The following is a 14,289-nucleotide window of genomic DNA, read 5'->3' as shown; positions in this document are numbered from 1 at the left end:
TCGGCTAGCTGCGCGCAGCAGTAGCTGAAACACCCCACATGCGCGGCTTGCCTTCCCACACCGCAAACCCGCTGATGCGCTTGCGCACGGCCCATGCGTCGAGGCCGTTGAACAGCATCACCATCGGCACCTGCTGGATCATCAGCGCGTGGATCTGGTCGAACAGGGCCTGGCGCTTCTTCGGGTCAGACTCGGCGAAGCTGTCGTCGATCAGCTTCAGCGCCTGCGGGTCTTCCCACACCTTGCGCGCCTGCTTGTCCTTCGGGCCGGCGAACTGTTCGTAGCTCAGCGCCGGGTCGAGCCGCGACGAATAGCTGAACGAGCTCATCTGGTAGTTGCCGCTGTTGTAGCGGTCGAGCTGCGTGGCCCATTCGAGCACTTCGATCTGCGCGTTGATGCCCACCGACTGCATCATGGCCTGCGCCAGCACCGCCACCGTGTAGCTGGGCACGTGCGCGCGTTTGTTGGTCTGGATGGTGATCTTCTCGCCCTTGTAGCCGGCCTCGCGCAGCAGCTTGGCGGCTTGCGCCGGGTCGTAGTGCCAGCCTTTCTTCTGCGCGGCGCTGTAGAAGGCCGAGCCCTTGTGGATGGCCGAGTTGTTGACCGAGCCCAGCCCTTCGGAGGCGGCCGCCACGATCTGCTCGATGTCGAGCGAGGCCGCGATGGCCTGGCGCAACTTCTCGTTCTTCAGCTGCGGGTCGCGCGTCTGGATCAGCAGCACGTTCTTGATGGCCTCGGGCGGCGCCTGCACAGTGAGGTTGCGATCGTTCTTGAGCTCCTGCGCATCGCTCGAAGTGATCTGGCCCGCGTCGATGGCGCCCGACTTCAGCCCGGCCGCCGCGGTGGCTGCGTCGGGCACGACGAGAAATTTCACCGTGTCCACCAGCGGCGCCTTCAGGCCGGTGTAGCCGTCTGACTTGGTGGCGCCGGCCGGTGAGGTGTAGCCCTTGAAGGCCGTCACCGTGACGTATTCGCCGCGCTTCCACTCGCCGAACTTGAAGGGGCCGGTGCCCACGGGCTTGTCCCAGCTGCCGTCGGCCTTCACCGAGCTCTTGTGCAGGATGGCCGTCATGCCGCAGTCGGTGCGCGCGAGTGTGTCGAGGAACACGGCCGAGGGCTTGTTGATCTTCATCACGAAGGTGCTGTCGTCGGGCGTGGCGGTCTCGACCACCTTCAGGCCGTTGCGGCCGTCGTACTCGCCGGTGCAGCGCCAGTCGGTCTTCGGGTCCATGTAGCGCTTCCAGTTCCATGCCACATCGGCCGAGGTCATCGGTGTGTCGTTGTGGAACTTCACGCCCTTGCGCAGCTTGAAGGTGTAGGTCATGCCGTCCTTCGACACGTCGATCGACTGCGCCAGCAGCGGGCCCACGCTGCCGTCCATGCGGTAGCCGACCAGCCCCTCGACGATGTTCAGCACCACGCCGTCGGTGGTGTTGTCGCGGTTCACGCCAGGGTTGGTGGAGCGGATGTCGGCAGGCTGGGCCACGGTGACGGTGGTCTGGGCGAAGGCGCCCGAGGCGGCCAGGCAGGCAGCGGCGATGGCGGCGTGGCGAAGGGTGAAGCGGGGCATGAAGAACTCCTGCGGTGCGATTACAAAAAGATCAGGCAAAGGCCGGGACTGGCGTTTCGGCCCCGAAGCGCCAGCGCAGCCGCACACCGCCACCGGCGGTCGGCTCCAGTGCCGGAATGGCCGACAGCAGCTTGCGCGTGTAGTCCTGCTGCGGCGCATCGAACACGGTGTCGCGCGAGCCCTGCTCGACGATGCGGCCGTCCTGCATGACGATCACGCGGTCGGCGACCTGCTCGACCACGCCGAGGTCGTGGCTGATGAAAAGGCACGAGAAGCCGTGGCGCTTCTGCAGCTCGGCGAACAGCTCCAGCACCTGCGCGCGCACCGTGACGTCGAGCGCGGACACGGGCTCGTCGGCAATCACGAACGCCGGCCGGCGCACGATGGCGCGGGCGATCGCCACGCGCTGGCGCTGGCCGCCCGACAGCTCGTGCGCATAGCGCGTCGCAAACGATGTGCCCAGCCCGACCTCGTCGAGCACTTCCTGCACGCGGCGCACCTTGTCGGCCGTAGACATGCCCTTGATAAGCCGCAGCCCTTCGCCCACCAGCTGGTCGATGGTCATGCGCGGATCGAGCGAGGCATACGGGTCCTGGAACACCATCTGGCATTGCAGCCGGTAGTCCGACCAGCCGGCATCGGAGCGCAGGATGGGCCGGCCGCGGAACAGGATGTCGCCGCCGCTGGGCTTCAGCAGCCCGGCGATGGTGCGGCCCAGCGTGGTCTTGCCCGAGCCCGAGCCGCCGACCACCGCGACCACTTCGCGCGGCCGCACCACCAGGTCGATGCCGTGCAGCGCGCGCTTGGGCGTTGCCTTCGTGAACAGGCGGCGGTGGCCCGCATAGTCGACCACCAGGTTGCGCACCTCGACCACGGGCGCTTCGTCGGTCACCTGCCGTGCGGGCAGGCGGCGCGGCATGGCCTGCAGCAGCTCGCGCGTGTATTCGTGCTTCGGCTGTTCGAGCATGTCGTCTGTGCGGCCGGTTTCCTTCACCTCGCCGTGCCGCATCACCACCATGCGCTGCGTGAAGCGCGCCACCATCGGCAGGTCGTGGCTGATCATCAGCACGGCCGTGTTGTGCTCGCGCGTAAGGCCGACCATGAGTTCCAGCACGTCGCGCTGCACCACGGCGTCGAGCGCGGTGGTGGGCTCGTCGGCAATCAGCAATGCAGGCTCCAGCAGCATCACCGAGGCCAGCATCATCCGCTGGCGCATGCCGCCAGAGAACTCGTGCGGCCAGGCGTCGAGCGCGCCTTTGGGGTCGCGGATGCCGACGCGCGCCAGCATGTCGAGAATGCGCGCCTGCCGCGCGGCCGGAGCCAGGTCACGCCGGTGCAGCGCCAGCGCCTCGCCGAGCTGCTTGCCGATGGTCATCGACGGGTTGAGCGAGGTCATCGGCTCCTGGAACACCATGCCCACGCGCGCGCCGCGCAGTTCGCGCAGCCGCGCCGGTTTTGCCAGTGCCAAGTCTTCACCCTCGAACAGGATGCGCCCGGCCGTGCGCACCAGCGGTGGCGGCGTGAGGCCCATGATGGCGCGCGCTGCCTGCGTCTTGCCGCTGCCCGATTCGCCGACGATGCCGACCATTTCGCCCGGCGCGATGTCGAAGGACACGTTGCGCACGATCTCCCGGCCGCCCATGCCGACGGCAAGCGTCAGGCCTTCCACGCTGACCAGTGGGGTGTTCGTCGTGGTGGTCGTCATTGCACGCCCTTCATGCGCGGGTCGAGCCAGTCGCGCACCGCGTCGCCCAGCAGGTTGATGCCCAGCAGCGTCAGCGCGATGCACAGGCCCGGAAGAATCGAGAGATAGCTGGCCTGCGCCATGAACGGACGGGCCGACGCGAGCATGTTGCCCCAGGTAGGCGCCGGTGGCGGCACACCCAGGCCGAGGAACGACAGCGCGCTCTCGGCCAATATGACCCAGCCGAACATCGAAGTGGCCAGCACCGTCAGCGGGGCGGTGCAGTTGGGCAGCACGTGGCGCACCATGGTGTAGAGCTCGGAGTTGCCCAGCACGCGCGAGGATTCGATGAACTCCTTTTCGCGCAGCGACAGCACCGTGCCGCGCACGATGCGCGTCACCGATGGCGTGTAGGCCAGCCCGAGCGCCAGGATGATCCCGTACTGGTTCGCGCCCACCACCGCGAGCAGGCCCAGCGCCAGCAGCAGGCCGGGGAAGGCCAGCAGCGCGTTGTTGAAGGCCATCACGATGCGGTCGGTCCAGCCGCGCAGGAAGCCCGTCAGCACGCCGACGATGCTGCCCACGACGATCGAGAAGCCGACAGTCAGCACCGCGATCCACACGCTGGTGGCGGCGCCGGCCATGAGGCGCGAGAGCTCGTCGCGGCCGAATTCGTCAGTGCCCAGCAGGAAGGCGCCGCCGGGCAGCTTGAGCCGCGAGCCGAAATTGATGCGCAGCGGATCGTGCGGCGTCCACACGAGGCTGATGAGAGCCGCGGCCACGATCAAACCGACGATGACGATGCCGATCAGGGCGTTGAGGGGAATGCGCTTCTTGCGTTTCATCGTGCTCATTCGACGGCGACTCTCGGGTCGAAGAAGGGATAACAGAGATCGATGACGAGATTCACCACCACGTAGATCACCGCCACGAACAGCAGGCAGCCCTGTATCACCGGGTAGTCACGCGCGAAGATCGCATCGACCAGCAGCCGGCCCAGTCCGGGAATGGTGAACACCGTTTCCACCACCGCGATGCCGCCGAGCAGGTTGCCCAGCACCAGGCCGATGAGCGTCCACGTTGGCCCGAAGGCATTCTTGAAGGCGTGGCGCATCAGCACCGCGCGCTCCGACAGGCCCTTGGCGCGCGCATGCGTGATGTAGTCCAGCCGCAGCACTTCGAGCGTGCTGGCGCGCGCCATGCGCATCAGCACGCCGATCTCGTGCAGGAACAGCGTGAGCACCGGCAGCACCAGGTAGAGCAGGCCGTTCTTCCAGTCTTCGGCGATGCCCACGTAGCCCACCACTGGCAGCCAGCCCAGCTTCAGGCCGAACAGCAGCAGCAACAGCAGGCCGAGCCAGAAGGTCGGAATGGACACCAGCAGCGTTGCCGCGCCGACCAGCAGCAGGTCGGGCGCGCGGTTCTGCTTCCACGCGGCGATCATGCCGGCGGGCACCGCCACCATCGCGGCCAGCGCCACGGCCACCAGCACGATGCGGCCGCTGATCAAAAAGCGGTCGGTCACGAGCGAGAGCACGTCCTGCCCGCTGTTGATAGAGGTGCCCAGGTCGCCCTGCAGCACGTGGCCGAACCAGATGCCGAACTGCGCCGGCAGCGAGCGGTCGAGCCCGAGGCGGGCACGCAGCTCGGCCAGGCTGGCGGGCGTGGCGAGATCGCCCAGCAGGAGCTGCGCGGGGTCGCCGGGAATCAGCCGTATCAGCACGAACACCGACACCGCCACGATGAGCAGTGTGGGTATCGCCATCGCGATGCGGGACGCTGCGAAACGGAACATAGGCCGTCTTCCTCGTTGTTGCTTGCGGTGGGCGTCAGGCCGAAGACGACACGGCGCGCGGCTCGCGCAGCGCATACAGCGCGTCGGCGAAGAAGTCTTGCACGTGCCCGACACAGGCCATGCCGTTGTGCGGCACGTTGTCGAGCAGGTCGAAGGTGACTTTGACGCCCGCTGCCTCGAAGGAACGGCGCAGCGTTTCGAGCCGCTCGGGCCGGGTGCGGCCGGCATCGTTGGCGCCGGGCATGTAGTACTTGCCGCCTTCGCGGTGCGTGATCTCCCAGGTCTCGATGTCGGCCTTGCCGGCGATCATGTGGACCGGCACGCGGCGCAGGGCCTCGAGGTTCATCGGCTTGCCGAAGCGGCCGGCAAAGTCTTTCGTGCCGACCCACCAGCCCTGCTCGGGGTCGATCAGCGTGACCGAGCCGGGCGCGCCTATCGACACGGCCCACAGGCGTTCGGGGTGCAGCATCGCGAAGCGGTTGGCGAACTGGCCGCCGCCCGAATAGCCGAAGAGCGCGAACTGGCTGAAGTCGCAGCCGAACTTCTCGCCCACCTCGGCCACCATGTCGAGCAGGATGCGGTCGTAGTGGATGTCGGCTTCGATCAGGTGCTTGAAGCCGTCGCGGTTGCCGTCGCCGCGCACGCCAGCCGGGAACAGCGGGCACAGCACGATGCAGTCGTTCCACTTGGCAAAGCCGCTGAAGGCCTCGCGGTAGTTGACGAAGCCGCGGCCGGTGCCGTGCATCACCACCACCAGCTGCATCGGCCGGGCGCCGGGCTTGCCGATGTGTTCGGGCACGTAGGTGCAGTAAGAAAAGCGCGGGTCGCTGCGCGAGGCGTAGATGGTGCTGGGGCCCAGGTCGTAGATGGCGCGGGCGCGCTGGTCGGCCAGGGCGGTGGGAGCTTCGGTGGAAGTGTTCTGGGTCATGGGAGCGGGGCGATTAAAGCGTGTATTCCTGGAAATTGCGGGCCTCGTAGGGCTTGCGCGCGACCCACATCACGCGGTTGGCCGCGTCCATGAGCGTGGTGGCCACGGTGGCCGAGATGCTGCTGAAGTCGGCCGGCTTCGGGGTGCGCAGCACGCCGTCGGGCTTGCCGAATTCGTCGGCGAGCGCGGCCTTCACGTCGGTCCAGTCGATACGGTCCTCGACGCGGCGCAGGGCGTTTTCCACGCGGTGCTGGCGGTAGATGCTGTCGGGTCGCTGCGGCAGGCCGGGGTCGCGCAGCTTGACGATGGCCGAGGGCGACATCCAGTGGTTGGCATGCACCAGCAGGTCGGTCTCGGGCAGCGTCCAGAAGATTTCGCCGGGCGAGGTCTCGAGGCTGATGCCCGAGCCGTCGTTGCCGCTGGACTGCGCCAGGATCATGTTGTTGGCGCAGTAGCGTTTCGAGGCCCAAATGGTCTTCATCGCCTGCGCGAGGTTGGTGGCTTCCAGCACGCGGCGGCGCAGCAGCACCAGCGGCACGCCGGCGCCTTTCTGGAAGTCTTCATGGCAGGTCAGCGAATTGCCGGTAAGCGACACGCCGTTGCTGTTGAAGCCGTGCCGTGCCAGCGCGCCGGCTTCGGTGAAGGTGAGCATGTCGGGGCCGTCCGCGTTGCGGATGCGCAGCACGATGCCGGTGTCCACGCATTCCTGGCGCCAGTCCCAGTTGTGGGCGTGCATCAGGCGGCCGGTGGCCGAGCGCGCGGGCAGCACGACGAGGCCGGTGCAGTCGCCGTCTTCGGAGGGTGCCGCGTCGGCCGAAGCCTGGGCGGGGCGCTTCATGTCGGCATAGCCGAAGAGCATCTCGGTGCGGCAGTTGATCATCACGATGTCTTCGAGCGGCACGCCGGCGCCTTCGGCGATGCCGCGCATCTCCTCGAGATAGCTCGCGTCGTAGGCCTCGATCAGCGGCAGCATCGACTGCGCCAGGTGGCGGATGGTGGCGTCGTCCAGGCCGCGGCGGCCGAGCTGGGCGCGGTAGAGCGCCACGCCGCCGGCCACGCGCTCAGGCACGGCACGGCCGTGCTGCAGGCCGCGCGCATGGGGCGTGCCGGAAACATCGACGAGGGGAAAGTATTCAGGGGTGGTCATGAGGTGAGTGGGCTGGGTGTTCCTGTCATCGGCCTGCCGCCTGAAGGCGCTAGGGCGATGACCATGGCCCGCATTCTTTTGCAGGTACAGGAAAAAATAAATTTAAAAATTATTTAGAATTAGTAAATAAATTCTTTTCCTTTGGCCTTGGCATGAGCAGCATCCGCTTTCTTCGCACTTTCGTGGCCGCGGCCCGTGGCGGCTCCTTTGCCGCGGCGGCCGACCAGGTTGCGCTGACGCAGGCGGCAGTGGGCCAGCAGATGCGCGCGCTCGAAGCGGAAATGAAGAAAACGCTGTTCGACAAGACCGGCCGCACCATGGTGCTGAGCCCCGCGGGCCATCTGCTGTTGCCGCGCGCCGAGGAACTGCTGGCGCAATACGAGTCGATGCGGCGCGACCTGCAAGACCAGCGGCAGATCGCCGGCACCATCAAGCTCGGCTCGCTGATCTCGGCCATGGGCTTGCTGTCGAGCACGCTGGCGCAGCTCAAGTCGCTGCATCCGAACCTCGAAGTCGAGCTGCGCGTGCGCGAGCAGACGCAACTGATGCAGGACGTGGTGAGCGGCGAGCTCGACGCGGCCGTGGTCGTCGAGCGGCAATGGCCCGAGGTGCCGGGCCTGCTGTGGACGCCGTGCTACGACGAGACGCTCACCGTCATCGCCAACTCGGGCATTGCCGCGCCCGACACGAGCATTGCGAGCCTGTTCGCCAGCCAGCCCTTCATCCGCTTCGATCGGCGCACACCGACTGGTGCGCGCATCGATCGCATCCTGCGGCGGCTGCAGCTGGTGCCGAAGGAATTCCTGGAGCTGAATTCGCTGCTGGCCATTGCCGAGCTGGTGCGCAAGAACGTGGGCTTCACCATGGCGCCGCTGCTGAAGAACTTCGACTGGGAAAGCGACCCCGCGCTGTGCGTGCTGCAACTGCCGGGTCGGCCAATAGCGCGGCGGCTGGGCATGCTGGAGAACGGGCGGCGCAGCCACATCACGGGCGTAGTCCGCGAGGAGATGCTGGCGCACCTGCGCCGCATGAAGCCCGGCTCCTGACACGCACGACAGACAAGGCTGACGCGCAGCGCTCGCGTCTTCCGACCCACGGCGCGCCTCGCGCGCCCAGCATGGAGGCTTCTCATCGAGCAGGAGCAATGCCATGCCAAGAGGCGACAAGTCGTCCTATACGGACAAGCAGAAGCGACAGGCCGAACACATCGAGAAGGGCTACGAGCACCGTGGCGTGGGCGAGGGCGAAGCCGAGCGTCGCGCCTGGGCCACGGTGAATGCCGAGACCGGCGGCGGCAAGAAGTCGGGCTCCGGTCGTGGCAAGGCCGAGAACCATGCGCCGGCGCGCAAGGGCGGCCGCCTTGGCGGTGCCGCCGCTGCGCATCGCCCCGCCGCCCAGCGCTCAGCCTCCGCGATGAAGGCCGCCGCCACGCGCAAGCGCAACGCCGAGAAGCGCGGCTGAGCGCGGAGGCAGCCGATGCACATCATTCTGGGAGCGACGGGCCACGTCGGCTCGGCGCTTGCGCAAGACTTGCTCGGGCGCAGCGAGCCGGTCACCGTGGTCACGCGCGATGCGCACAAGGCCGAAGCCCTGCGGACCAAGGGCGCGCACGTGGCCGTGGTCGACGTGTTCGACACGCATGCGCTGCACCGCGTGTTCATGGCCGGCCATCGGTTGTTCGTGTTGAACCCGCCGGCGGCACCCTCGACCGACACGGTGGCCGAAGAGCACAGGAGCCTGCGCGCCATTCTCTCGGCGCTCGAAGGCTGCAGGCTCGAGAAGATCGTCGCCGAGTCGACCTACGGCGCGCAGCCCGGCGAGGGCCTGGGCGACCTGGGCGTGCTGTACGACATGGAGCAGGCGTTGCGCGCCGGCCCGACGCCTTTCAGCGCCATTCGCGCCGCCTACTACATGAGCAACTGGGACGCCTCGCTGAAGACCGCGCGTGAAGAGGGCAAGGTGCACAGCATGTACCCCGCCGACTTCAGGCTGCCGATGGTGGCGCCGCACGATCTCGGCCAGTTCGCCGCCAGGTTGATGCTGGGCTCGCCCGAGTCCTCGGGACCGCATCACGTCGAAGGGCCTGAGCGCTATTCGGCGGGGGACGTGGCGCAGGCCTTCTCGCAAGCGCTGGGGCGGCCGGTGGAAGTGGTCGAAACACCGCGAGAGCAGTGGGAGCAGGCGTTCAGGTCGCTGGGCTTTTCCGATGCCGGAGCCAGGTCGTACGCGGCCATGACGCGCGTCACACTGGACCAGCACTACGAGCCGCCCGACAAGCCGGAGCGGGGCGTGATTTCGTTGGGCGAGTACATCTCCGCGCTGGTGAAGAAGAGTCCGGACTGCTGAAACCCGCCAATACGCTGTCCGATATCCGGGTCTCAGGCCGCGAAGCCGCTAAAACCGGACATTCGTGACCTGTTTCTGGCGGTAGCCGGACAACTTGCGTTTTCCCGGCATGGCGGCCCGGGTGCGAGAAGCCGTCTTGTTCCGTGACGTTGCTCTGAACGCGGCTTCTACGCCTGCAAACGTCGCTGATTTGTCCGTCATTTCGCAGGCCGTCTGGCGGTTTGCCGCATGGTGAGCGCGTCGATACGATCCCGCGCCTTGCCCTCACGAAAGGAATGCGCGGGTGCTTTCTACGACTGCTTCTTCCTCATCTTCCAATGCCGCCTTGCAGCAACGCAGCCGGCGCCATGTCTGGCATCCGTGCACGCAGAGCATCCGCCTCGAAGCGGTGCCGCCGTTGCCCATCGCGCGAGGCGAGGGCGTCTGGCTTTTCGATGCCGAAGGCCGCCGCTACATGGACGCCACCAGCTCGTGGTGGGTCAACCTCTTCGGCCACGCGCACCCCGCACTCAACGCTGCGCTGAAGGACCAGCTCGACAAGCTGTCGCACGTGATGCTTGCGGGCTGTACGCATGCCCCGGCCGTGGAACTGGCCGAGCGACTGTCTGCGCTGACGGGACACGCGCTGGGCCATTGCTTCTATGCCTCCGACGGCGCCTCGGCGGTGGAGATCGCGCTGAAGATGAGCTTCCACGCCTGGCGCAACGCGGGACGTGGCGGCAAGCAGCGCTTCGTGGCGCTGAAGCAGGGCTACCACGGCGAAACGCTCGGCGCTTTGCACGTGACCGACGTGCCAGTGTTCCGCGACGCCTACGCGCCCTTGCTCGCGAACGCGCACCTCGTTGCCTCGCCCGACGCTCGCAATGCCCGGCCGGGCGAAGACGCAACCGCCGTCGCCCGCCGCGCCGCCGCTGAGCTCGAAGTGCTGCTGGCCGAACAGCACGACACCATCGCCGCCGTGATCGTCGAGCCGCTGGTGCAATGCGCTACCGGCATGGCGATGCACGACCCCGAGTACCTGCGGCTCGTGCGCGCCCTGTGCGACCGCTACGGCGTACACCTCATCGCCGACGAGATCGCAGTGGGCTGCGGCCGCACCGGCAGCTTCTTCGCGTGCGAGCAGGCTGGCGTCTGGCCCGACTTCCTTTGTCTCTCGAAGGGCATCAGCGGCGGCTACCTGCCGCTGGCGCTGGTGATGACGCGCGACGCCATCTACGAAGGCTTTGTCGATGACGACGTGGCGCGCAGCTTTCTGCATTCGCATTCGTACACCGGCAATGCGCTGGCTTGTCGCGCGGCGGTGGCCACGCTGGATCTGTTCAAGAGCGAAGACGCGTTGCAGCGCAACCGCGGCCGGGCGGCGCGCCTGCTGCAGCGATTGCACGACGGGCTCGAAGGCCAGCCGGTCGATCACCTCCGCCAGCGCGGGATGATCACCGCCTTCGACGTGCGCGAGCCCGGTGCGCGCTTTGCTGAGCGTTTCCACATGGCGGCGCGCGCGCAAGGGCTGCTGATGCGGCCCATCGGCAACACCGTCTACCTCATGCCGCCGTATGCGATCAACGACGGCGAGATCGACCAGTTGGTCGAAGGCACGCTGGCCACGCTGAAAGCCACCATGGCCACGAGTTCAAAGGAAGGAGCCCGCGATGTCGCGCTTGCTTGACCGCCTGCAGGGCGAGATCCACGCGCTCGACGCCCAGTCGCTGCGCCGCCGCCGGCAGATCGCCGAGACTGCCTGCGCGCCCGAACAGAGCCTGACGCTGGCCGGCGCCACCGCACCGCGCACCATGCTCGGCTTCAGCAGCAACGACTATCTCGGCCTTGCCGCACATCCTGCCCTGGCGGATGCGTGGGCCGAAGGCGCGGCGCTGTATGGCACGGGCAGCGGCGGTTCGCACCTGATCCTCGGCCACTCGCGCGCCCACGCACTGCTCGAAGAACGGCTGGCCGGCTGGATGGCACCTTTCATTCCCGAGGCGCAGAGCCTGTTCTTCTGCACCGGCTACATGGCCAACCTCGCGGTGCTGTCGGCGCTCGGCGGAGCCGAGGCGGTCATCTTCTCGGAGTCGCTCAACCACGCCTCGCTGATCGACGGCGCGCGGCTGGCCAAGGCGCGCGTCGAGCGCTATCCGCATTGCGACGTGGCTGCGCTCGACGCGCAGCTCGCCGCTTGCGATGCACCGGTGAAGATCATCGTGAGCGACGCGGTGTTCAGCATGGACGGCCACATCGCGCCGGTGGCCGGGCTGCTCGCGCTGGCCGAGCGGCACGACGCCTGGCTGGTGATCGACGATGCGCACGGCTTCGGCGTGCTTGGCGCCACGGGGCGCGGCGTGCTACAGGCTCTGAGCCTGCGCTCGGAGCGCCTGGTGCTGGTCGGCACGCTGGGCAAGGCGGCGGGCGTGTCGGGCGCCTTCGTGGCGGCGCACCGCACCGTCGTTGACTACCTCGTGCAGCGCGCCAGGCCGTACATCTTCACCACGGCCGCGCCGCCGGCCGTCGCGCATGCGCTGCTCGCGAGCCTGGCGCTGATCGAGGGCGAGGAGGGCGCCGAACGCCGTGCGCGGCTGCGGGCCCGCATCGCGCAGCTGCGCCGGGGGCTGAAGGCCGTTCTGCCGGCGGACGGCAGCGCATGGCTGGCCGAGTCGCCCACCGCGATCCAGCCGCTGATCGTGGGCGACAACGCGCGTGCGATGCGGATGATGGCGCAGCTCGATGTGCGCGGCCTGCGCGTCGGCGCGATCCGCCCGCCGACCGTGCCCGCCGGCACGGCGCGGTTGCGCATCGCGCTGTCGGCCAGCCACAGCGAGGCCGATGTCGCACGGCTGGTCGATGCGCTAGGCGAAGCCCTCGCGCCGCCGGTGAAGGAAGCCGCATGACGCGCAAGGCCTGGTTCGTGACCGGCACCGACACGGGCATCGGCAAGACGCTGGTCAGCAGCGCCATGCTGAGCCTGCTGGCCGGCTCTGGCCTGCGCGCGGTCGGCATGAAGCCGGTGGCCGCGGGGCTGGAAGACATCGGCGGCGAATGGCGCAACGAAGACGTGGAGCAGCTGCACGCGGCCGGTAACGTCGATGCGCCGCTGGCGCTGCGCTGCCCATACCTGCTGCGCGCGCCGATGTCGCCGCATCTGGCGGCAAGGCAGGAGGACGTGCGCATCGAGTTGCAGCCGATGCTCTCGGCCTTCGCTGAGCTGTCGGCGCGTGCCGATGCGGTGGTCGTCGAAGGCGTGGGCGGCTTCTGCGTGCCGTTCGGCGATGACCTCGACAGTGCCGATCTGGCTGTGGCGCTGGGCCTGCCCGTGATCCTCGTGGTCGGCCTGCGGCTGGGCTGCCTCAACCATGCGCTGCTGAGCGCCGAGGCGATCCGCGCGCGTGGCCTCGTGCTGGCGGGCTGGGTGGCGAGCATGGTCGATCCGTCGATGCTCGCGCCGCAGGCCAACCTGCAGACGCTGCGTGCGCGGCTCGGTGCGCCCTTGCTCGGCATCGTGCCGCACCTCGAACATCCCGATGCGGCCAGCGCGGCCCGCCACATCGACCTGCGCGCACTGCGCGCGACGGCAGCCCATGCCGCACGCCGCGCTACTGCTTCGGAAGTGATCTCAGCCGCGCTGGCCTGATTCCGCCAGCCGCTTGCCCCGCACGCCGCCCTGGCGTTCCAGCATCCAGCCGGGGTACTCGGCTGGCAGCGCGCTCACCTTGTCCAGCGTGGCGAGCTCGTCGGCCGTGAGCTTGATGTTCGTGGCGGCGATGTTGTCGTCCAGCTGCTCGGCGCGCTTGGCGCCGATGATCACGCTGGTCACCACCTGCTGGTGCAGCAGCCATGCCAGCGCGATCTGCGCGACCGACACCTTGCGCGCCTCGGCCAGCTGGCGCATCACGTCGATGCAGTCGTAGGCGCGTTCGACGTTCACCGGCGGAAAGTCGAAGGTGGTGCGGCGGCTGCCTTTTTCCGCTTCGACGTTGCGGCCGAACTTGCCGCTCAGCAGGCCACCCGCGAGCGGGCTCCACACCATCAGCCCGACGTTCTCGCTGCGCAGCATGGGCGCCAGCTCGCGCTCCAGGTCGCGCCCGGCGATGGTGTAGTAGGCCTGCAGCGACTCGAAGCGCGCCAGCCGGTCGCGCTCCGCGATGCCCAGCGCCTTCGCGATCTGCCAGGCCGCCCAGTTCGACACGCCCACGTAGCGCACATGGCCCTGGCGCACGAGGTTGTCCAGCGCGTGCACGGTTTCCTCGATGGGCGTGGCCGGGTCGAAACCGTGGATCTGGTACAGGTCGATGTGGTCCAGCTGCAGGCGCTGCAGGCTGGCCTTGACGCCATCCATGATGTGAAAACGCGAGGCGCCGGCCGAGTTGACGCCCTTGCTGCCGGTTTCGCCCAGCACCTTGGTGGCCAGCACGAAGCTGTCGCGCGGCGCCTTGAGGTTCTTCAGCGCCTGGCCGGTGATGATTTCTGACTGGCCGTCGGAATACACGTCAGCCGTGTCGATGAAGTTGATGCCGGCGTCCATCGCCCTGCCGATCAGCCCTTCGGCCTCGGATTGCTGCAGGTTGCCGATCTGGCCCCAGATGCCGGAGGAGCCGCCGAAAGTCATGGTGCCGAGGCACAGCTCGGAAACGAAAAGGCCGGTGCGGCCGAATTTGCGGTATTGCATGGAGAAATTCCTTTGCGTGAATGGCGCCCGAAGGGGCCGGTTGGCCCCGGGCGACTGCAAAAAGTATCCTGCCGCGGCCCCCGGCGTGGCGAGCGCGTTCCTGCAAAGTATTTGCCTGATTCTCCAGACCTCCCTGCCGGCAGGTGCGAATCTGCGAGAGGC

General features: G+C 67.9%; 13 protein-coding genes. 6 read left to right on the top strand and 7 right to left on the bottom strand.

Annotation, left to right across the window (positions count from 1 at the left end; translation table 11 throughout):
• Positions 1 to 4 precede the first annotated feature (4 nt).
• Genes ACSFBF_RS04160 through ACSFBF_RS04135 form a run of 6 tightly spaced genes read right to left on the bottom strand, consistent with a single transcriptional unit; the run spans position 5 to position 7,124 of the window.
• Positions 5 to 1,570, bottom strand: a complete 1,566-nt coding sequence (locus ACSFBF_RS04160) for an ABC transporter substrate-binding protein (protein ID WP_435465061.1) — start codon at positions 1,568 to 1,570, stop codon at positions 5 to 7.
• 31 nt (positions 1,571 to 1,601) lie between these two features.
• A complete protein-coding gene (locus ACSFBF_RS04155) occupies positions 1,602 to 3,275 on the bottom strand; it encodes an ABC transporter ATP-binding protein (protein ID WP_435465060.1) in 1,674 nt (557 codons plus the stop codon).
• A complete protein-coding gene (locus ACSFBF_RS04150) occupies positions 3,272 to 4,099 on the bottom strand; it encodes an ABC transporter permease (protein ID WP_435465059.1) in 828 nt (275 codons plus the stop codon). The genes ACSFBF_RS04155 and ACSFBF_RS04150 overlap by 4 nt, the downstream gene beginning before the upstream one ends.
• Positions 4,100 to 4,104: 5 nt before the next feature.
• A complete protein-coding gene (locus ACSFBF_RS04145; protein ID WP_435465058.1) occupies positions 4,105 to 5,049 on the bottom strand; it encodes an ABC transporter permease in 945 nt (314 codons plus the stop codon).
• 34 nt (positions 5,050 to 5,083) lie between these two features.
• Positions 5,084 to 5,977, bottom strand: coding sequence for an alpha/beta hydrolase family protein (locus ACSFBF_RS04140; RefSeq protein ID WP_435465057.1), 894 nt, complete (start codon positions 5,975 to 5,977; stop codon positions 5,084 to 5,086).
• Between the two features lie 13 nt (positions 5,978 to 5,990).
• Positions 5,991 to 7,124: a C45 family autoproteolytic acyltransferase/hydrolase gene (locus ACSFBF_RS04135; RefSeq protein WP_435465056.1), complete on the bottom strand. Its 1,134-nt coding sequence runs from the start codon at positions 7,122 to 7,124 to the stop codon at positions 5,991 to 5,993.
• A 152-nt stretch (positions 7,125 to 7,276) separates the two neighbouring features.
• Here ACSFBF_RS04135 and ACSFBF_RS04130 point away from each other — a divergent pair, with 152 nt between their 5' ends.
• The 6 genes from ACSFBF_RS04130 (at position 7,277) to bioD (ending at position 13,092) form a co-directional block, all read left to right on the top strand.
• On the top strand, positions 7,277 to 8,170 hold the full coding sequence (locus ACSFBF_RS04130) for a LysR substrate-binding domain-containing protein (protein ID WP_093054870.1): 894 nt from the start codon (positions 7,277 to 7,279) through the stop codon (positions 8,168 to 8,170).
• Between the two features lie 103 nt (positions 8,171 to 8,273).
• The gene (locus ACSFBF_RS04125) at positions 8,274 to 8,585 is read left to right on the top strand and encodes a plasmid stabilization protein (RefSeq protein WP_435465055.1); all 312 of its coding nucleotides are present in this window, start codon (positions 8,274 to 8,276) and stop codon (positions 8,583 to 8,585) included.
• Between the two features lie 15 nt (positions 8,586 to 8,600).
• Positions 8,601 to 9,470 (top strand): NmrA family NAD(P)-binding protein, encoded by an 870-nt coding sequence (locus ACSFBF_RS04120; RefSeq protein ID WP_435465054.1) that lies wholly within the window; start codon positions 8,601 to 8,603, stop codon positions 9,468 to 9,470.
• 283 nt (positions 9,471 to 9,753) lie between these two features.
• On the top strand, positions 9,754 to 11,136 hold the full coding sequence (bioA, locus tag ACSFBF_RS04115) for an adenosylmethionine--8-amino-7-oxononanoate transaminase (RefSeq protein ID WP_435465053.1): 1,383 nt from the start codon (positions 9,754 to 9,756) through the stop codon (positions 11,134 to 11,136).
• Positions 11,120 to 12,352 (top strand): 8-amino-7-oxononanoate synthase, encoded by a 1,233-nt coding sequence (gene bioF, locus ACSFBF_RS04110; RefSeq protein ID WP_435465052.1) that lies wholly within the window; start codon positions 11,120 to 11,122, stop codon positions 12,350 to 12,352. Before bioA ends, bioF begins: the two co-directional genes overlap by 17 nt.
• Positions 12,349 to 13,092, top strand: coding sequence for a dethiobiotin synthase (gene bioD, locus ACSFBF_RS04105; protein WP_435465051.1), 744 nt, complete (start codon positions 12,349 to 12,351; stop codon positions 13,090 to 13,092). The genes bioF and bioD overlap by 4 nt, the downstream gene beginning before the upstream one ends.
• Here bioD and ACSFBF_RS04100 read toward each other — a convergent pair.
• Positions 13,075 to 14,127: an aldo/keto reductase gene (locus tag ACSFBF_RS04100; protein ID WP_435465050.1), complete on the bottom strand. Its 1,053-nt coding sequence runs from the start codon at positions 14,125 to 14,127 to the stop codon at positions 13,075 to 13,077. The two genes, bioD and ACSFBF_RS04100, sit on opposite strands and share 18 nt — an antisense overlap.
• Positions 14,128 to 14,289 lie beyond the last annotated feature (162 nt).

It is taken from the genome of Variovorax nivicola (assembly GCF_051216475.1).
GTDB lineage: Bacteria > Pseudomonadota > Gammaproteobacteria > Burkholderiales > Burkholderiaceae_C > Variovorax.
Note: the sequence above shows the minus strand (reverse complement) of the source record. Positions and strands in the feature narration are given on the sequence as shown.